The sequence below is a fragment of the Phreatobacter sp. genome (genome assembly GCF_027532945.1).
Classification (GTDB): Bacteria; Pseudomonadota; Alphaproteobacteria; order Rhizobiales; family Phreatobacteraceae; genus Phreatobacter.
In genome coordinates this window covers 24,716-41,741 of record NZ_JAPZTZ010000024.1, presented here as the reverse complement: position 1 = coordinate 41,741, position 17,026 = coordinate 24,716, and the positions used below count along the sequence as shown (strand labels likewise).

Annotated in this window: 18 protein-coding genes; 7 read left to right on the top strand and 11 right to left on the bottom strand. The window is 69.4% G+C overall.

Annotated elements, in window-relative coordinates; translation table 11 throughout:
- Nucleotides 1-252 precede the first annotated feature (252 nt).
- The 5 genes from O9344_RS17280 to O9344_RS17260 all read right to left on the bottom strand — a co-directional run bounded on the left by O9344_RS17280 (nucleotide 253) and on the right by O9344_RS17260 (nucleotide 2,829).
- Nucleotides 253-732: an ATP F0F1 synthase subunit B gene (locus tag O9344_RS17280; RefSeq protein WP_298480231.1), complete on the bottom strand. Its 480-nt coding sequence runs from the start codon at nucleotides 730-732 to the stop codon at nucleotides 253-255.
- Nucleotides 733-742: 10 nt separating this feature from the next.
- Nucleotides 743-1,276 carry a F0F1 ATP synthase subunit B gene (locus O9344_RS17275; protein ID WP_298480228.1) on the bottom strand — a complete coding sequence of 178 codons (534 nt, stop codon included), beginning with the start codon at nucleotides 1,274-1,276 and terminating at the stop codon, nucleotides 743-745.
- Between the two features lie 146 nt (nucleotides 1,277-1,422).
- Nucleotides 1,423-1,650 (bottom strand): F0F1 ATP synthase subunit C, encoded by a 228-nt coding sequence (locus O9344_RS17270; RefSeq protein ID WP_106750262.1) that lies wholly within the window; start codon nucleotides 1,648-1,650, stop codon nucleotides 1,423-1,425.
- Between the two features lie 58 nt (nucleotides 1,651-1,708).
- On the bottom strand, nucleotides 1,709-2,458 hold the full coding sequence (locus O9344_RS17265; RefSeq protein WP_298480225.1) for a F0F1 ATP synthase subunit A: 750 nt from the start codon (nucleotides 2,456-2,458) through the stop codon (nucleotides 1,709-1,711).
- 47 nt (nucleotides 2,459-2,505) lie between these two features.
- On the bottom strand, nucleotides 2,506-2,829 hold the full coding sequence (locus tag O9344_RS17260; protein ID WP_298480222.1) for an AtpZ/AtpI family protein: 324 nt from the start codon (nucleotides 2,827-2,829) through the stop codon (nucleotides 2,506-2,508).
- 355 nt (nucleotides 2,830-3,184) lie between these two features.
- Between O9344_RS17260 and O9344_RS17255 the strand changes: the two genes are divergently transcribed.
- Nucleotides 3,185-5,176 carry a primary-amine oxidase gene (locus O9344_RS17255; protein ID WP_298480219.1) on the top strand — a complete coding sequence of 664 codons (1,992 nt, stop codon included), beginning with the start codon at nucleotides 3,185-3,187 and terminating at the stop codon, nucleotides 5,174-5,176.
- Nucleotides 5,177-5,325: 149 nt separating this feature from the next.
- Here O9344_RS17255 and O9344_RS17250 read toward each other — a convergent pair whose 3' ends face one another.
- Nucleotides 5,326-8,781 carry an AAA family ATPase gene (locus tag O9344_RS17250; RefSeq protein WP_298480216.1) on the bottom strand — a complete coding sequence of 1,152 codons (3,456 nt, stop codon included), beginning with the start codon at nucleotides 8,779-8,781 and terminating at the stop codon, nucleotides 5,326-5,328.
- A 329-nt stretch (nucleotides 8,782-9,110) separates the two neighbouring features.
- Here O9344_RS17250 and O9344_RS17245 point away from each other — a divergent pair, with 329 nt between their 5' ends.
- Nucleotides 9,111-9,233, top strand: coding sequence for a hypothetical protein (locus O9344_RS17245; protein WP_273512744.1), 123 nt, complete (start codon nucleotides 9,111-9,113; stop codon nucleotides 9,231-9,233).
- 66 nt (nucleotides 9,234-9,299) lie between these two features.
- On the opposite strand, the gene O9344_RS17240 is transcribed toward O9344_RS17245, so the two are convergent.
- Entirely contained in the window at nucleotides 9,300-9,881 is a 582-nt protein-coding gene (locus tag O9344_RS17240) for a L,D-transpeptidase (RefSeq protein WP_298480240.1), read from the bottom strand.
- Between the two features lie 305 nt (nucleotides 9,882-10,186).
- On the opposite strand from O9344_RS17240, the gene O9344_RS17235 reads away from it, so the two are divergent.
- Nucleotides 10,187-10,360: a hypothetical protein gene (locus tag O9344_RS17235; RefSeq protein ID WP_298480208.1), complete on the top strand. Its 174-nt coding sequence runs from the start codon at nucleotides 10,187-10,189 to the stop codon at nucleotides 10,358-10,360.
- A 99-nt stretch (nucleotides 10,361-10,459) separates the two neighbouring features.
- On the opposite strand, the gene O9344_RS17230 is transcribed toward O9344_RS17235, so the two are convergent.
- Nucleotides 10,460-11,092: a LysE/ArgO family amino acid transporter gene (locus O9344_RS17230; RefSeq protein WP_298480205.1), complete on the bottom strand. Its 633-nt coding sequence runs from the start codon at nucleotides 11,090-11,092 to the stop codon at nucleotides 10,460-10,462.
- A gap of 152 nt (nucleotides 11,093-11,244) precedes the next feature.
- Here O9344_RS17230 and corA point away from each other — a divergent pair, with 152 nt between their 5' ends.
- Nucleotides 11,245-12,213 (top strand): magnesium/cobalt transporter CorA, encoded by a 969-nt coding sequence (gene corA, locus O9344_RS17225; protein ID WP_298480203.1) that lies wholly within the window; start codon nucleotides 11,245-11,247, stop codon nucleotides 12,211-12,213.
- Between the two features lie 192 nt (nucleotides 12,214-12,405).
- On the opposite strand, the gene O9344_RS17220 is transcribed toward corA, so the two are convergent.
- A complete protein-coding gene (locus tag O9344_RS17220; RefSeq protein WP_298480200.1) occupies nucleotides 12,406-12,819 on the bottom strand; it encodes a hypothetical protein in 414 nt (137 codons plus the stop codon).
- Between the two features lie 132 nt (nucleotides 12,820-12,951).
- Here O9344_RS17220 and O9344_RS17215 point away from each other — a divergent pair, with 132 nt between their 5' ends.
- Nucleotides 12,952-13,767: a helix-turn-helix transcriptional regulator gene (locus O9344_RS17215; RefSeq protein WP_298480197.1), complete on the top strand. Its 816-nt coding sequence runs from the start codon at nucleotides 12,952-12,954 to the stop codon at nucleotides 13,765-13,767.
- Nucleotides 13,768-13,807: 40 nt separating this feature from the next.
- Here O9344_RS17215 and O9344_RS17210 read toward each other — a convergent pair whose 3' ends face one another.
- Together O9344_RS17210 and pdxH are read right to left on the bottom strand one after the other, a co-directional pair.
- Entirely contained in the window at nucleotides 13,808-14,545 is a 738-nt protein-coding gene (locus O9344_RS17210) for an SDR family oxidoreductase (RefSeq protein WP_298480194.1), read from the bottom strand.
- Between the two features lie 78 nt (nucleotides 14,546-14,623).
- On the bottom strand, nucleotides 14,624-15,241 hold the full coding sequence (gene pdxH, locus O9344_RS17205) for a pyridoxamine 5'-phosphate oxidase (RefSeq protein WP_298480191.1): 618 nt from the start codon (nucleotides 15,239-15,241) through the stop codon (nucleotides 14,624-14,626).
- A 214-nt stretch (nucleotides 15,242-15,455) separates the two neighbouring features.
- Between pdxH and O9344_RS17200 the strand changes: the two genes are divergently transcribed.
- Both O9344_RS17200 and O9344_RS17195 read left to right on the top strand, forming a co-directional pair.
- Nucleotides 15,456-15,893: an RT0821/Lpp0805 family surface protein gene (locus O9344_RS17200; RefSeq protein ID WP_298480188.1), complete on the top strand. Its 438-nt coding sequence runs from the start codon at nucleotides 15,456-15,458 to the stop codon at nucleotides 15,891-15,893.
- Between the two features lie 106 nt (nucleotides 15,894-15,999).
- Nucleotides 16,000-17,019: a DnaJ C-terminal domain-containing protein gene (locus O9344_RS17195; RefSeq protein ID WP_298480186.1), complete on the top strand. Its 1,020-nt coding sequence runs from the start codon at nucleotides 16,000-16,002 to the stop codon at nucleotides 17,017-17,019.
- Nucleotides 17,020-17,026 lie beyond the last annotated feature (7 nt).

Genomic DNA, 17,026 nt, shown 5'->3' with positions numbered 1-17,026 from the left:
CTCGCACCTCAGGATGAGGATCGGGGGTGAGTGGCAGAGAGGGCGTCCCGGCGGCTGGGCGGACTGCCAGTCTCAACCTCCCTCATCCTGAGGTGCGCGCGACAGCGAGCCTCGAAGGACGCACTCGGGTTCTGCAAGGCGCAGTTCTGGCTAAGCGCCGGCCCCATCGCCCCCTTTGGCCAGCCCCCAAACGAAAACCGCCGGGCGGGGCCCGGCGGTTCGAAATGGTCAGGTCGCTTCGGCCTTGAGGCGTCAGTTCAGCCGCGCCTTCACCTCGGCGATGCCGGAGGCGATGAACTTCTCACCGGCGGCCCCCTTGGCGAGATCGGCGAGGACCGTGCCGGCGGCGGCGGTGGCGACATCGGCGGCCGCGGCGCGGACGTCGGCGATGGCCTGGGCCTCGGCCTGGGCGATCTTGGTCTCCGCCATCGCCGTGCGGCGGGCGACGAAGTCCTCGATCTTGGCCTTGCCCTCGGCGGCGAGACGCTCGGCCTCGGTCTTGGCGGCGGCGACGATGTCACGCGCCTCCTGCTCGGCAGCCTGCTGGCGCTTGCGGTACTCGGTTGCGATGGCCTCGGCCTCCTCGCGCAGGCGCTTGGCCTCGGCGAGTTCGGCGCTGATGCGATCGGCGCGGGCGTCGAGCGCATTGAGAACGGTGGTGTGGGCGCCCATCTTCCACGCAATCGCGAGGAAGATGATCAGACCGATCCAGATCGGCAGATATTCGCTCATCCCGCTCTCCTCAGCGCTTCAGGGCAGCGTCGACCGCCGCCTCGACACGGGACGCCTCGGCGGAGGCGCCGGCGAGGCGCTCGACGATGGCCTGGGCGGTCTCGACCGCGATCGAGCGGACATTGCCCATGGCGCTCTCGCGCGCCTTGGCAATGGTCGCCTCGGCGGTGGAAAGGTCGGCGGCGAGCTTGGCCTCGAGCGTCTTGCGCTCCGCATCGGCCTCGGCGGTGATCTTCGCCTTGGTCTCGGCGGCGATGGCCTGGGCATTGGCCCGGGCCTCGGCGAGCGACTTCTCGTAGGACGCGGTGGCGGCGTCCGCCTCCGCCTTCATGGTCTGGGCGGCGGCAAGGTCCGAGGCGATGCGACTGGCGCGATCCTCGAGGATGCCGCCGATGCGCGGCGCGATGTGCCGCGACATCAGGTAGTAGAGCAGGCCGAAGGCAATCGCCAGCCAGAGCAGCTGCGAGCCGTAGGTTTCCACCCGGAAGGCCGGGAAACCGCCTTTGGACGGGACCTGAGTCCCAGAAGAGGTGTTCGTCGCCATTGCGGGACCCTGACGGCGCGCAACGGCCTCACGGGGAGACCGTACGCGAATGCGGTGGCCGGCCGGAGCCGGGCGGGGAACGCCGGTTCTCCCGCGCGGACCGGACCCTCAAGGGGCCCGGCGCGCGGAGGAGCGTCCGCCGTGGATCAAACCACGAAGAGCAGGACGAGGGCGACGACGAGCGCGAAGATGCCGAGACCTTCCGCGAGGGCCGCGCCGACGATGGCGTTGGTGAACTGGCCGGCGGCAGCCGACGGGTTGCGCAGGGCGCCGGCAACGAAGTTGCCGAAGATGTTGCCCACGCCCATGGCGGCGAGGCCCATGCCGAGGCAGGCGAGACCAGCGCCGAGGAACTTGGCTGCAACCGGATCCATTTTGAACTCCTGTGAGGTGTTGGGAGCGAAGAGTGCTTAGCGGCCTGCCGTCACCGGATCAGTGATGGCCAGGATGGAGGGCGTCGTTGAGGTAGATGCAGGTCAGGATGGTGAAGACATAGGCCTGCAGGACAGCGACGAGCAGTTCGAGCGCGGTGAGCGCGGTGATCATCAGCACGGGCAGCGTGGCGCCCATCATGCCGAGGACGCCGGCGCCCGCCATGGCGGTGACGAAACCGGCAAAGACCTTCAGCGCGATATGGCCGGCGGTCATGTTGCCGAAGAGACGCAGCGACAGCGAGATCGGCCGCGACAGGAAGGAGATGACCTCGATCACCACGATGACGGGGAGGATCGCCTTGGGCAGACCCGAGGGCGCGAAGAGCGCGAACCAGTGGGTGCCATGCTTCATGATGCCGTAGACGATCACGGTGGTGATCACCAGCATGGCAAGCGCCGCGGTGACGATGATGTGGCTGGTGACCGTGAAGGCGCCGGGGATCATGCCGATCAGGTTGCCGAACAGCACGAACATGAACAGCGAGAAGACCAGCGGGAAGAACTTCATGCCTTCCTTGCCGGTTGTCTGCCTCACCGTCCCGGCGACGAACTCATAGGCGAGCTCGGCCATGGACTGCATGCGGGTCGGCACCAGCCGGCGGCCGGAGGTGGAGAGCAGCAGGAAGGCCGCGGTCACGCCGACCGCGATGAACATGTGCAGCGAGGAATTGGTGAAACCGAAGTCAGCCCCGCCGATCTTGAGCGGGACGAGGTGGACGAGCTCGAACTGTTTGATCGGATCGGCCATCGCCGGTCTGCTCCCACGCGATCTTCTAGTCGGACCGGACCGGCCGTTCAGCCGCCCCGCTGGGCCCGCTGTGCCGACTTGACGAGGTTGTAGATCCCCGTCGCGAAGCCCAGCAGGAGAAACACGATCAGACCCCAGGGCCGCGTTCCGGCGAACCGGTCCACGAGCCAGCCGATCATGGCGCCGGCGATGACGCCGGACACGAAATCGGCCGAGAAGCGGAAGAGCTTCACCAGCCCGGATGGCTCCTCAGCCGTCCGGCCGTCGGGCACTGCACCCGTGGATCGGTCGCGATCAAGTTCCGCGAGCTTCGATTCAAGGGCGCGTCGCCGCGCGTCGAGGTCGGATTCTGGGGGAGACTGACCCGTCATCGTACCGCCGCTCCACTTCTTGGCGCCTCGCCACGGCCTTGTCGGCCGGCGCCTCGCCCGAAATCAACGACGGAAGGACGCCGAACGGCCACCCCCCGAAAACCGGGCACACCTATAGTGATGCGGCCAAATCGTGTCAAGGACACTGACACATGATTTAACGCGTTGATATATATCATTTTTTCAGCCTCTTCGTCGAAGGTCCGAGCAGCCGTGCGACATCGCGTGCGCAGTGCGGCATCCCGCGGAGGCGATTGGGCTTTCGCCCGACGCGAAGGCATGCGCTGCCTGAAAAGGCCGCTTGCCGTCACGGCCGGCGCTCCCGACACTGGCGCCGTCCTATTGGAGTGCCGCCATGTCCTCGCCCCTACCTGCCGCCGATCCCGCGCCGCGCCACCCGCTGGACCCGCTGACGGCGGCTGAGATTGCGGCGGCCCGGACGATCCTGATGACGGCGAAGGCGTTGCCGGAGACGACGCGCTTCCCGACCCTCGAGCTCGACGAGCCGGGAAAGGCGGAGCTTGCCGCCTGGTCACCGGGAGTGCCGATCCACCGCCGGGCCTCCGCGGTGACGCTCGACACGGCCAGTGGCGCGGTCCACGAGGCGCTGATCGACGTCAGCGGCGGCACGGTCCTCGCCTTCACCGCCCGCGACACCAGGGTCGCGCCCTATGGCCAGCCGCCGGTGATCATCGAGGAGTTCTTCAAGGCCGGCGATATCGTCAAGGCCGATCCCGGCTGGCGGGCGGCGATGACCCGCCGCGGCCTCACCGACGCCGAGATCGACCTGGTGCAGGTCGATCCGTTCTCGGCGGGCTATTTCGGCCGCGAGGCGGAGATCGGCCGCCGCCTCGTCAGCGCGGTCAGCTACTGGCGCGCGGCTCCGGAGGACAATGGCTATGCCTCGCCGATCGAGGGTGTCGTCGCCCTCGTGGACCTGATCGAGAACCGCGTCGTCCATCTCGTCGACGAGGACCCGATCATTTCCATCCCGCGCAAAAGGCGGAACTACGACCGCGCCTCGCTCCCCGCCCCGCGCACCGACGTGAAGCCGCTGAACATCGTCCAGCCGGAGGGACCGAGCTTCACGGTCGACGGCTGGAAGGTGAGCTGGCAGGGCTGGTCCTTCCGCGTCGGCTTCACCGCCCGCGAGGGGCTGGTGCTCCACCAGCTCGGCATCACCGACAAGGGCCGCGTCCGTCCCATCCTCCACCGCGCCAGCGTCACCGAAATGGTGGTGCCCTATGCCGATCCCACCGCGAACCATTTCTGGAAGAGCGCCTTCGACGCCGGCGAATATGGCCTCGGCAAACTGGCCAATGCGCTGGAACTCGGCTGCGATTGCCTCGGCCTCATCCACTATTTCGACGTGCCCATGGCCGACGACGCCGGCAACCCCATGGTGATGCCGAACGCGGTCTGCATGCACGAGGAGGATTACGGCCTCCTGTGGAAGCATTACGAGATGAGGACGGGTGTCTTCGAGGCGCGGCGGTCGCGCCGGCTGGTCATCTCGTTCTTCGCGACCGTGGGGAACTACGATTACGGCTTCTACTGGTACCTCTACCAGGACGGCACGATCCAGCTGGAGGCGAAGCTCACCGGCATCATCCAGACCGCGGCAGTGGCGCCCGGCGCCGCCTATCCCTGGGGCGGCATGGTGGATGAGGGGCTCGGCGGGCCGACCCATCAGCACTTCTTCAACGCCCGCCTGCACATGGCTGTCGACGGCAACGGCAACACGGTCACCGAGCATGAATTCGTGCCGCGGCCCTGGGGCACCGACAACCCCCATGGCAATGTCTTCGACACGACGACGCGGGTGCTGGCCAACGAGCGGGACGCCGCCCGCGAGGCAGACGGGAAGACCGGCCGCTACTGGAAGATCATCAATCCGAACGTCACCAATTCCGTCGGCAAGCCCACCGGCTACAAGCTGGTGGTGCAGCCGAGCCCGCTCATGCTGGCGCAGGAGGGCTCGACGGTGGCGGAGCGCGGGGGCTTTGCCCGGAGACATGTGTGGGTGACGCCCTTCGACCCGGCGGAACGCTATGCGAGCGGCGACTATCCGAACCAGCATGCCGGCGGCGACGGCCTGCCGCGCTACATCCGGCAGGGGCGGAGCATCGAGAACACCGACCTCGTGGTCTGGCACTCCTTCGGCCACACCCATGTGTGCAAGCCCGAGGATTTCCCGGTGATGCCGATGGAGTACGCCGGCTTCATGCTGAAGCCGAACGGCTTCTTCTCCGAGAACATCGCCATGGATCTGCCGCCGGAGAAGAACCACGCCAGCGTGCAGAACGGGGCGGGCGAGGATGGCGGCGCGGGGTGCTGCTGCGGGTGAGGGGGATGTTGGCGGGGCGCCTGGCTGGCCGAGGCGCAGCTCTCGAACCTGCCGAAACGATACCGGAACAGCGCTACGCTGTCAAGGACTTTAGTCCTAACGCCGGCATGACGGTGCTGATGCAGGAGAGACCGAAAGGCGATGCCCCCTCACTCCGCCGCGATGAGCTGCTCGGCCCGGCCGAGATCGACGCTGACCAGCGTCGAGACGCCGCGCTCGGCCATGGTCACCCCGAAGAGCCGGTCCATGCGGCTCATGGTGATGGGGTTGTGGGTGATGACCACGAAGCGGGTGTCGGTGGTGCGCGCCATGTCGTCGAGCAGGTCGCAGTAGCGCTCGACATTGGCGTCATCGAGCGGCGCATCGACCTCGTCCAGCACGCAGATCGGCGCGGGATTGGTGAGGAAGACCGCGAAGATCAGGGCGATGGCGGTCAGCGCCTGCTCGCCGCCGGAAAGCAGCGACAGGGTCTGCGGCTTCTTGCCCGGCGGCTTGGCGAGGATGTCGAGGCCGGCTTCCAGCGGATCGTCGGATTCAACCAGCTGCAGCTCGGCCGTGCCGCCGCCGAACAGCGTGGTGAAGAGCCGCTGGAAATTCTCGTTCACCGTGGCGAAGGAGGCGAGCAGCCGCTCGCGGCCCTCGCGGTTCAGCGAACCGATGCCGCCGCGCAGCTTCTTGATGGCCTCGACCAGGTCGTCGCGCTCGCGGACCATGCCGTCGAACTGGGCCTGGACCTCGGTGAGTTCGTCATCGGCGCGCAGGTTGACGCCGCCGAGCCGCTCGCGCTCGCGGCGCAGGCCCTCGAGCTGGTCCTCGACGCGGCGCGCATCGGGCAGGGCCGCCTCGGGCCCGAGCCCGGCGAGGCGGGTCAGCGCCGGCGGATCGGTCTCGAACTTCTCGGCGATCTCGGCGCCGATCTCGCGGAGCCGGCCGCGGGCGGATTCGAGCCGGGCCTCGGCGCGGGCAAAGGCCTCGCGGGCGCCGGTCATGGCCTCCAGTGCGGCGCGGGCGGCGCGGTCGGCCTCGGCGAGCGCCGTCTCGCCGGCGGCAAGCGCGTCGGCCGCGGCGCGCTGGGCGGCCTCGGACTCCTGGATGCGGGCGATGAGCTCGCGGCGCTGCACGAGGAAGGTGTCCGGCGCCTCCGAGAGGGTTTTCGCCTCGGCGCGGGCCTCGGCGAGACGCTGGTCGAGGGCGGCGATCTGGCGGCCGGCATTGGCCTGGCGCTCGATCCACTGGGCGCGATCGCGGGCGAGTTCGCCGCGGCGGCGGGTGCGCATCTCGGCTTCGCGGGTCAGGCCCTGCGCCTCACCGCGGGCCTCGGCCAGCGCGGCACGGGCCTGAGCCACCTCGGCGCGGATCTCGGCGAGCGCCGCCTCGAGCTGGGCAGTCTGTCCAAGGCCGTCGAGGGCGGTCAGGGCATCGGCCTTCACCACCACGGCCTCGTCGATGCTGGCCTTCAGGCGCGAGCGGGCCTCGACCAGCGCCGCGAGGCGGGTGACGATGCCGGCGGCGGCGCGCTCGACACTGGCGAGCTGGTCGCGGAGGCCATCGACGCGGCGCTGGGCGGCGCGCCAGCCGTCGCGGGCGGCGATCTCGCGGGCGGCGGCGGCCTTGACCACGCCGACGGCGACCTCGGCGAGGGCCTTGAGGTCATCGACCTTGGTGCGGGCGGCGACGAGGTCCTTCTCCAGATCGCCGAGGCGGTTGCGCTCGGCGAGGCGGCGGGCGGCGGCGGTCGGGGCATTGGCGGCGACGGTGAAACCGTCCCAGCGCCACAGGTCGCCCTCGCGGGAGACGAGGCGCTGGCCGGGCTTCAGCAGCGCCGCGAGACGCGGGCCATCAGCCTTGGCGACGAGGCCGATCTGGGCGAGGCGACGGGTGAGTTCGGCCGGCGCGGTGACATGGGTGGCGAGCGGCTCGACGCCCTCGGGCAGCGTCGGATCGCCGGCGGTATCGGCGCCACCCCAGCGCTGCGGCGAGGCGCTGGCGGTGGGCACGTCGAGGTCGTCGCCGAGCGCCGCGCCGAGCGCGGTCTCGAAGCCCTTGGCGACGCGGATCGCCTCCAGAACCGGCCGCCACTTGGAGGCATGGGAGACGTTCAGCACCTTGGCGAGGGTGCGCACCTCGGTGTCGAGGCGCTGGACGGCGCGCTCGGCATCGGCGAGGGGGCGGCGGGCCTCGCCCTCCTGCGAACGGGCGCCGGCATGGGCCTGTTCCGCGGCGACTGCCTCGGCCTCCGCCGCGACGAGGGCAGCGGCGGCGGCCTCAAGCTCGGCCTTGAGGGCGGCGAGGCGCGCGGCATGGTCGGAGCCGGCCTCGAGCTTCGCCGTCTCGGCGTCGATCTCGGAGAGCTGCCCCTCGAGCCGCATCAGCCGCTCGCCGGCATCGCGGATGGTGCGTTCCAGCTGGTTGCGGCGGGCTGTGATCTCGGCGAGCGCCGAGGTCGCCTCGGAGAAGGATTTCTCGGCGACGGCAAGACCCGCCTCGGCAGCGGTGACGCGGGTCGCTGCGGCGGCCTCGGCGGCCTTGGCGCCTTCTGCGGCGGCGGCGAGTTCGGCCTCCTCGGCCGCGAGGCGGGCGATGACGCCGTCGGCATCGGCACCGAGCGCCTTTTCGCGGGCGATGTCGCCGTCGAGCTGGGCGATCCGGCGGTCGAGCTCGGCGATGCGCTCGCGGGCGCGCTTCTCCTCGCCCTCCAGCTGGTCGCGGGCAACGACGAGCCGGTGCAGCGCCGCGCCGGCCTTGGCGGCTTCGTCGCGGAGGGTCGGCAGCGCATGGGCGGCCACCGCCTGGTCCTTCGCGGCCTCCGCCTGGGCGGTGGTGCGAGTGGCGACGAGGCGGGTCTCCTCCTCGACGAGGCGCTCGGCCTCGCGGACGAGGTCGCCGGCCTCGCGGAACTTCAGAAAGGCGAGCGTCGCCTCGGCCTTGCGGATATCGGCGGAGAGGCTGCGGTAGCGCACGGCCTGGCGCGCCTGGCGCTTCAGCCCGTCGAGCTGGGTCTCGATCTGGGTGAGCACCGTCTCAAGCCTGTCGAGATTGGTCTCGGCGGCCTTCAGCCGCGTCTCGGCCTCGTGGCGGCGGGCGTGCAGGCCGGCAATGCCGGCGGCCTCCTCGAGGATGCGGCGGCGCGCCTGCGGCTTGGCGGAGATGATCTCGCCGATCTGGCCCTGGCGGACGAGGGCGGGCGAGCGCGCGCCGGTCGAGGCATCGGCGAAGAGCAGCTGGACGTCGCGGGCGCGCACCTCGCGGCCGTTGACCTTGTAGACGGAGCCGGCCTCGCGCTCGATGCGGCGCGACACCTCCAGCACATCGTGGTCGTTGAACTGGGCGGGGGCGAGGCGGCGGCCGTTATCGACCGTCAGCATGACCTCGGCGGTATTGCGCGCCGGCCGGTTGCCCGATCCGGAGAAGATCACGTCGTCCATCCCGGACGCGCGCATGTTCTTGAACGAGTTCTCGCCCATGACCCAACGCAGGGCCTCGACGAGATTGGACTTGCCGCAGCCGTTCGGCCCGACGACGCCGGTCAGGCCCGGCTCGATCAGGAAATCGGTGGGTTCGACGAAGGTCTTGAACCCGTGGATGCGCAGACGGGAGAATTTCATCGCGCGGCGAAGCCCCTTGCGGGATGGAGGAAAGACCCTGCCACGAAACGCGGCCTACCGCCACATCTAGCGGTCGATGCGAGGGGATACCTCAACATCTTGGTGCCAGGAGCTTCGCGGGCAGGGGCCCGCCGGGCAAGCTCCACGGCCGGCTTGTGCACAGAAAGCGCCCGTTTATCCCCCGGGGCCCGTGCGCTGCGGCCACCGCAGCGCACCCAGCGACGTTGCATCGCACGTCAACACACTACGGCCATGAGCCGGCTTGGTGTACAAGAAGGTGCGGAATCAGACGGCCGGGACGCCACGAAGCCCGCCCGAAGGAGGAAACCATGAGTGCCAAACCGCAACCGGTGCCGCCCAAGGGTGTCCGGCTTGAAGATCGCTACGGCCAGGTTGGCCTGAAGGCGGTGGCCGGGGCGATCAAGCCCACCAAGGCCCAGAAGGCCGGCTGACAAAGCCCCCAAAACGATAACGGCGGCCCAAGGGCCGCCGTCGTGCTTTCGAGCCTTGGCTGCGCCTCAGCGCACGATGACCTTGGTGCCCACGCCGACCCGATTGTAGAGGTCGATGGCGTGTTCGTTGTGCATGCGGATGCAGCCCGACGACACGGCCTCGCCGATCTGCAGCGGCGAGTTGGTGCCGTGGATGCGATAGAGCGTGTCGCGGCCGTTCTGGTAGAGATAGAGCGCTCGCGAGCCCATCGGGTTCTGCGGGCCGCCCTCCATGAAGGTGGGCAGGGTCGGCCAGCGGCGGCGCATCTCGGCCGGCGGGGTCCAGGTCGGCCATTCGGCCTTGCGCTGGATCGTGGCGGTGCCGGTCCAGCCGAAAGCCTCGTTGCCGACGGCCACCTGGTAGCGGATGGCGGTGCCGTTCGGCTCGACCAGGAACAGGTGCTTGGTCGAGGTCTCGACGACGATGGTGCCCGGCGCCTCGGTGGTGCGATAGGGCACGCGCAGCGGCATGCGCCAGTAATCCATCTCCACCTGCGGCGCCTGGGCCATCAGGGTGCGGTCGCGCTCGGAGACCGGCTGGGTCTGGGAAACGGTGTTGTTGCAGCCGGCGAGCGCCAGACCCAGAACTGCGAGTACGCCCCAACGCATCATTCGACCCCTCTGATGGCGTCCGCGCGGCGATTGGCAAAGCAACGCGGTTTGTGACCAGCCGTGTCAAGCTTGTGGCGAAGGGTTGGCGCTAGGTCAACGCATCAGCGCGTGGAATCTCGCGGAAAGCCGCAAAACTGTTGCATCCGTGCCATGCCCATGACCTGTCGCGTCAGCCGCATGGCGGGCGCCCCGCCGCCACGATCGCTTCATGATCCCATCGCAACGGCGCCGCGATGGCCCCCTAGCCTTTCTCCTCGTCCGGACCGGCCCATGCACCCGCGTCCGGCGAATGGAGATCGACGATGAAAACCGCCACGGCGGCCCCCCTTGTTCCGCGTCAACCGTCCCGCGAGCCCCTGGAGGCCCGCTACGGTGCCATCGGCATCTCGGCGGTCGCCGCCGCCGCGCCTTTCACCGCTGCCCGCAAGGGCTCGCCGCGTCCCCGGACGCTGGCCGAACCGGTCTCCATGGACTGAGGGATTTCCGGCTCTGCAGGGCTTTCAGACCTCCCGCATGCCTCTCCTGAACACCTTGGGCCGGTCCTCGTGACCGGCCCTTTTTTTTCAAGTCACTGGTCAGGACATGGCCAGCCAGGCCCGGACCAGTGACAGGGCGATCGCCGCCATGACCACGGCGATCAAGGCATCGAGCACGCGCCAGGCGACGGGGCGCGCGAAGAGCGGGGCGAGGAGCCGTGCCCCGAAGCCGAGGCTGTAGAACCAGATGGCCGAGGCACTCATGGCCCCGAGGGCGAAGGCGAGGCGGTCCGCGCCGGTGAAGCCGCCGGAGAGGCTGCCGACCAGCACCACCGTGTCGAGATAGACATGCGGGTTGAGGAAGGTGAAGGCGAGGGCCGCGGCGACGGTGCGGCCGAGATCGGCCTCGTCGCGGGATGCCGCCTCGAGGCTGCCGGGCGAAAGCGCCCGGAGGGCGGCCTTGACCGCGTAGACGGCAAGAAAGGTGGCGCCGCCCAGCGTGGCGACAGTGAGCAGCACCGGCGAGGCGCTGACCAGCGTGCCGAGGCCGGCGACGCCGGCGGCGATCAGCGCCGCGTCGGAAATGGCGCAGATCGTCGTGACGACGAGCACGTGCCGACGCTGGAGGCCCTGTCGCAGCACGAAGGCGTTCTGCGCACCGATGGCGACGATGAGGCCGAGGCCAAGGAGAAAGCCGGTGAGTGCGGCGGAGGCTGAGGTGCTAGCGATCATCTCACCGGCCTAGCGCGCGGCATTGATGCGGGCAACCACACATGCGCCGCCCGCGTCATGGGGATGTCATGATTGCGCCGCACGTGGTTTCAACGCTTTGCAAGCGGCGGCAGACTGGCTAGCACAGGCGCCAGTCCCATCGGAGTTCCCCCATGCTGAATGCCTATGCTGTCCGCAACGAGGCACTGGTGCGGGTGGAGACCTCGCATGACGCCGTTCCGGCCGAGGTGACCTGGGTCGATCTCCTCCATCCCCAGCAGGGCGAGGACAAGGCGCTGGAGCGCTGCCTCGGCATCGAGATCCCGACGCGCGAGGAGATGCAGGAGATCGAGCCGTCGAGCCGGCTCTATGTCGACCATGGCGTGCGCTACATGACGGCGACGACGCTGTGCAACACCGAGCTCGGCACGCCGAAGCTGACGCAGATCTCCTTCGTGCTGGCGCCGCACCGGCTCATCACGGTGCGCTACGACACGCCGAAGCCGATCAACCTCTTCCTCAACCGCGCCCAGAAGCCGGGCTCGATCCAGGGCACGCCGGAGGCGATCCTCACCGGCCTCCTCGACACCATCGTCGACCGGGTCGCCGACATTCTGGAGAAGGTCAGCGAGGAGATCGAACAGGTCTCGACCGGCATCTTCCGCGATGGCGCGGCGCGGCGCGACAAGACCTTCCAGGACGTGCTGCGCACCCTCGGCCTCAAGGGCGAGCTGGTGTCGAAGGCGCGCGAGAGCCTCGTCTCCATCAACCGCCTCCTGCTGTTCCTCGCCACCGAGATCGAGGGCAACAAGGTGTCCAAGGACATCCGCACGCTGGTGAAGACCCAGAGCCGCGACGTGGAATCGCTGATGCAGCACTGCGATTCGCTCGCCAACAAGATCACCTTCCTGCTCGACGCCACGCTCGGCCTCATTGGCATCGAACAGAACAACATCGTGAAGATCTTCGCCGTGCTGTCGGTGGTGTTCATGCCGCCAACGCTGGTCGGCACGATCTACGGCATGAACTTCAAGCAGATGCCGGAGCTCGGCTGGGAGTACGGCTACCTCATGGCCATGATGCTGATGCTGGCCTCGGGCGTGCTGCCCTATCTCTATTTCCGCAAGAAGGGCTGGCTGTAAGGGGCCTGGCTCTTTGGCCCCTCACCCTCTCCCCGCTGGCGGGGAGAGGGGACTTCGACGTTCCGCGAGTTTGGATCGGCCGTGCCAGGCACAGGGGCTGGCGGACGCGACCCGGCGCTGTTGCGCCCTCTCCCCGCCCGCGGGGAGAGGGAAGGGTGAGGGGCAGGTCAGCCCCATCCCGTCGTTTCAGCCTTACAGCCGGCGTGCGCCGATGATCTGCAGCTCGGCGAGCACGCCGACAAAAACAGCCTGTCCGGCCACGAAGGCCATACCGAGCGCGTTCGGCGCAATCGCTCCCATGACCAGCGCGCCGATGCAGGCCAAAACCCATCCGGCATTGAGCAGGCCGACGGTCAGCGCGAGGCCGCGGGAGGGTGAGACCGCGGCCCAAGTGACGAGCGCCACGAAGGGAATGAAGGCGAAGCCGACATTGCGCAGGAGCTCCGTCGGCAGGCCCAGAAGCGGGCCCATCGTCCCTGCGCCGATGAGAAGCATGAAGGTGGTTGGAGCAGCGGTTGCGGCATCGAGGGCGAGGACGCGACGCAGGAAGGTCGGGGCGTCGGCGGCGCGGAACAGGGCGAAGGCGAAAGCGGTCGCTTGGGACATGGCATGGCTCCTCGACATGGGCCGCGGCGGGGGATCCGGGCGGCGATGGGGCGAGGATGGGAGGGCCGGCGCGGCGGGTCGATTACGTCCGAGGTCATTGGACGACGGCGCTGCCGCGACTAGGGTTTTGCGATGAGCACGGCCCAAGCCTCCCCCCGCCCCGCTGCCCGGACCATCGGCGACCACCTGCGCGACTGGCGCCAGCGCCGCCGCCTCAGCCAGATGGATCTGGCGCTGGAGGCGGAGATCTCGACCCGTCATCTCAGCTTCGTCGAGACGGGCCGCGCCGCGCCGAGCCGGGACATGGTGCTGCGGCTTGCCGAGGTGCTGGAGGTACCGCTGCGCGACCGCAACCTCATGCTGGTCGCCGCCGGCTTCGCGCCGGTCTTCCCGGAGCGGTCGCTGGACGATCCGGCGGTGGCGGCGGCGCGGGCTGCCATCGACCTGGTGCTGCGCGGGCATGAACCCTATCCGGCGGTGGCGCTCGATCGGCACTGGGCCATCGTCGCGCATAACCGCGCCATCGCGCCCTTCCTGGAGGGCTGCGCGCCGGAGCTGCTCGCGGGGCCGATCAACATGATCCGGCTGTCGCTGCACCCCCAAGGCATCGCGCCGCGCATCGTCAATCTCGGCGAGGTGCGCGGCCATGTGCTGGCGCGCCTCAGGCGCCAGGTGGAACTGACCGGCGATCCGGTGCTGGAGACGCTGCTCGAGGAGGTCTCGGCCTATCCCCTGCCCTTCGCCGCGCCCCACCCGCGCAAGGGGCAGGAGGCGGAGGAGCTGTTCATTCCCGTCCGGCTGCAGAGCGCGGCGGGGCTGCTGACGCTGATTTCGGCGACCACCGTGTTCGGCACGCCGGTGGACGTGACGCTGGCGGAACTGGCGATCGAGACGTTTTTGCCAGCAGATGCGGAAACGGCGGAGCGGCTCCGGGCGATGGCGGGGTGAGCGCAGAGACGCCGCCCGTCACCACCCGGCTCAACAGCTCTCACACGTGCTGGCCGCCGTTGATGTGGATCTCGGCGCCGTTGAGGTAGCTCGAGGTCTCCGTGCAGAGCACGTAGATGATCTTTGCGACCTCGTCGGGCGTGCCGAGGCGGCGCATGGGGATCTGCTCGACGATCTTGTCGGTGCCGGGGGAGAGGATCGAAGTGTCGATCTCGCCGGGCGCGATGGCGTTGACGCGGATGCCGTGGGGGGCGAAATCCGCCGCCATCTCGCGGGTGAGGCCGGCGAGCGCCGCCTTCGACGTCGCATAGGCCGCCCCGGCGAAGGGATGGACGCGCGAGCCTGCGATGGAGGTGACGTTCACCACCGAGCCCTTGGCCTCGGCAAGCTCCTTGAGAAGGCCGCGCGCCAGCAGGATCGAGGAGAAGAAGTTCACTTGGAAGACCTGCTGCCAGACTTTCAGCGGCGTGTGGAGCGAGTCGAGGCGCGATCCACCATCGCCCTTGGGCGAGATGCCGGCATTGTTGACGAGGGCCTCGAGCCGGCCGGTGCCGAGACGGCCGCGAATCTCATCGATGGCGCGTTCGGTATCGTCGGGATCGGCGAGGTCGACCTGGATGTGGTCCTCGGGTCCCATCTCCCAGGGGCAGTTCTCGGGGAAGGCCTGGCGGGAGCAGGTGATGACCCGCCATCCGGCCGAGGAGAAGCGTTTGACGGTGGCGTGGCCGATGCCACGGCTGGCACCGGTGAGCAGGAGCGTGCGTCGGGATTGGTTCACGGTGGCCTCGGGTGCGCCGCGGAACAGAAGGCCCGTTCATAGAGCCATCTGCGGCATCTGCCTATGGCCGTTCGCGCATCACGGGTAGAGGCGGCGCTTGGCGGTCCAGGGACCGGCCGGCTCCGCGCGGGTGAATTGCACCCGGTCGTGCAGGCGGAAAGGCCGGTCATGCCAGAACTCGATGGAGACGGGCAGGATGCGGTAGCCGGTCCAGTGCGGCGGGCGCGGCACCTCGCCGACAGCATATCTGGCGGTGTAGGAGGCCACGGCCTTTTCCAGCGCGAAGCGGCTTTCCAGCTCGCGCGACTGCTGGCTGGCCCAGGCGCCGATGCGGCTGCCGCGCGGCCGGGAGACGAAATATTCGTCGGCCTCGGCATCGGCGACGCGCTCGACCGGCCCGCGGATGCGGACCTGCCGGCGCAGCGACTTCCAGTGGAAGACGACCGCGGCCTTCTTCTGGCCGTCGAGCTCGGTGCCCTTCTGGCTCTCGGTGTTGGTGTAGAAGACGAAGCCGCGGGGGTCGACGCCCTTCAGCAGCACCATGCGGACGTTTGGCAGGCCGTCGGCGTCGACGGTGGCGAGCGCCATGGCATTGGGATCGTTGGGCTCGGAGCGGCCGGCCTCGGCGAGCCAGGCGTCGAAGAGCGCGAAAGGCTCCTGGCTTTCGGTGAAATCGTCCTGATCCGAACCGGACATTAACGAACTCCGATGTTCACTGCAGCGAGAGCCACGTAGGCTCTGGAGTTGAGGGCGTATGGTCGACGGGTGTGGCGTTCGCCATGTCTATAGCGGAGCGGATGCGGGCAGCCCATGCCCGACGCCGGCTGAGCCGCCATTCCGATTCGCCCCTTGCCGTGGACCCCTTGCCGCCCTTGCGCTCATCACCTTCGTCCTGACGCAGGGATGTACGGTGGCTCTGCCCTCCCTGTGGGAGCGCAGCAATGTCGCACCCCCCGGCACGGCGCAGATGCGCCAGGGCACGAGCGACGACCAGATCACCACCGGCTCCGTTCGCCGGACGCCGGAGGCGGCTGCCGCCGCGGCGCCCGCGCCGCAGCCGAATGGCCTTCCCATCCCCCAGGCCGACTGGGACGCCGCCAAGGCGGTGCTGATGGAGGCGCTGGCCGACCGCGCCGACACGCCGAGCCTGCCCTGGGCCAATGCGGGGTCCGGCATGAGCGGCACGGTGACGGCATTGCAGCGCGCCGCCGGCACCGGCGGCCAGACCTGCCGCGACTTCCTCGGCAGCGCCATCAAGGACGGCAAGGAGGTGTGGTTCGACGGCCGCGCCTGCCGCACCAGCGGGCCCTGGGCCGTGGTGGAACTGCGCCCCTGGCGGCGGAGCTGAGCGGCGGCCCTCTCGAACTTGTGAAGGGCGGCGGCCATCCCCACATGGATCGATGAATCGATACGATCGGAGCGCCCTGAGGCGCGCTCCCCCCTGAAGGACCACCATGGCTCGCGATCCCTATGACGTGATCGGCGTCGCGCGCTCGGCGAGCGCCGACGAGATCAAGCGCGCCTTCCGCAAGAAGGCGAAGGTGCTGCATCCCGACGCCAACCCCACCGACGCGAAGGCGCAGGACCGCTTCGCGGAACTGAACAACGCGTACGAGCTGCTGTCGGATGCCGACAAGAAGCGGCAGTTCGACCGCGGCGAGATCGATGCCGAGGGCAAGCCGCGCTTCGCCGGTTTCGAGGGCTTCGGCGGCGGCCGGCCGCGTGGCGGTGCAGGCCCGGGGGCCGGCGCCGGTCCCAATGCCGAGACCATCTTCGAGAGCTTCTCCTTCGGTCCTGACGGCTTCCGCCGCGGCAGTGGCAAGTCCGGGCCGGGTGGCCAGCCCGGCGGACCGCCGCCGATGGACGATTTCTTCGACATCCTCTCGGGCATGCAGGGCAGGGCGGGCGCGCGCGGCCGCAGCCCCTTCGAGCCGGACACGGGCCCGCCGCCATCCGGCGAGGATGTGACGCTCACCATCAAGGTGCCCTTCCTCGACGCGGCGCGCGGGGCGACACAGCGCATCGTCCTGCCCTCCGGCGAGGCGCTGGACCTGAAGATCCCCGCCGGCACGCGCGATGGCCACCGGATGCGCCTGCGCGGCAAGGGCAGGCCCGGCAGCCTCGGTCGCCCCACCGGCGATGCCTATGTCGTGATCGCGGTCGAGCCTCATCCCGCCTTCAAGGCCGAGGGCAAGGACATCCGCCTCGACCTGCCGATCGCCCTCGACGAGGCGATCCTCGGGGCGAAGGTGCGCGCCCCCACCCTCGATGGCGAGGTGGAGCTGACGCTGCCGGCCATGACCTCCTCGGGCAAGACCTTCCGCCTGCGCGGGAAGGGCCTCACCGGCGAGGGCGAGCCCGGCGACCTCTATGTCACCGTCCGCATCGTGCTCCCCGAGGCGAGCGCCGACCTCGAGGGCTTCGCCCGCGTGCTGCGCGAGCGGCGCAAGGGCTCCCCGCGCGACGGGGCGTGAGGCGCTC

Coding starts and splice junctions, on each gene's coding strand:
- pdxH (WP_298480191.1), bottom strand. CDS start 15,241: ATGTCCGGTTCGGATCAGGACGATTTCACCGAAAGCCAGGAGCCTTTC.
- O9344_RS17235 (WP_298480208.1), top strand. CDS start 10,187: ATGAAAACCGCCACGGCGGCCCCCCTTGTTCCGCGTCAACCGTCCCGC.
- O9344_RS17265 (WP_298480225.1), bottom strand. CDS start 2,458: ATGGCCGATCCGATCAAACAGTTCGAGCTCGTCCACCTCGTCCCGCTC.
- O9344_RS17245 (WP_273512744.1), top strand. CDS start 9,111: ATGAGTGCCAAACCGCAACCGGTGCCGCCCAAGGGTGTCCGGCTTGAA.
- O9344_RS17215 (WP_298480197.1), top strand. CDS start 12,952: ATGAGCACGGCCCAAGCCTCCCCCCGCCCCGCTGCCCGGACCATCGGC.
- O9344_RS17240 (WP_298480240.1), bottom strand. CDS start 9,881: ATGCGTTGGGGCGTACTCGCAGTTCTGGGTCTGGCGCTCGCCGGCTGC.
- O9344_RS17230 (WP_298480205.1), bottom strand. CDS start 11,092: ATGATCGCTAGCACCTCAGCCTCCGCCGCACTCACCGGCTTTCTCCTT.
- corA (WP_298480203.1), top strand. CDS start 11,245: ATGCTGAATGCCTATGCTGTCCGCAACGAGGCACTGGTGCGGGTGGAG.
- O9344_RS17220 (WP_298480200.1), bottom strand. CDS start 12,819: ATGTCCCAAGCGACCGCTTTCGCCTTCGCCCTGTTCCGCGCCGCCGAC.
- O9344_RS17260 (WP_298480222.1), bottom strand. CDS start 2,829: ATGACGGGTCAGTCTCCCCCAGAATCCGACCTCGACGCGCGGCGACGC.
- O9344_RS17250 (WP_298480216.1), bottom strand. CDS start 8,781: ATGAAATTCTCCCGTCTGCGCATCCACGGGTTCAAGACCTTCGTCGAA.
- O9344_RS17275 (WP_298480228.1), bottom strand. CDS start 1,276: ATGGCGACGAACACCTCTTCTGGGACTCAGGTCCCGTCCAAAGGCGGT.
- O9344_RS17270 (WP_106750262.1), bottom strand. CDS start 1,650: ATGGATCCGGTTGCAGCCAAGTTCCTCGGCGCTGGTCTCGCCTGCCTC.
- O9344_RS17255 (WP_298480219.1), top strand. CDS start 3,185: ATGTCCTCGCCCCTACCTGCCGCCGATCCCGCGCCGCGCCACCCGCTG.
- O9344_RS17195 (WP_298480186.1), top strand. CDS start 16,000: ATGGCTCGCGATCCCTATGACGTGATCGGCGTCGCGCGCTCGGCGAGC.
- O9344_RS17280 (WP_298480231.1), bottom strand. CDS start 732: ATGAGCGAATATCTGCCGATCTGGATCGGTCTGATCATCTTCCTCGCG.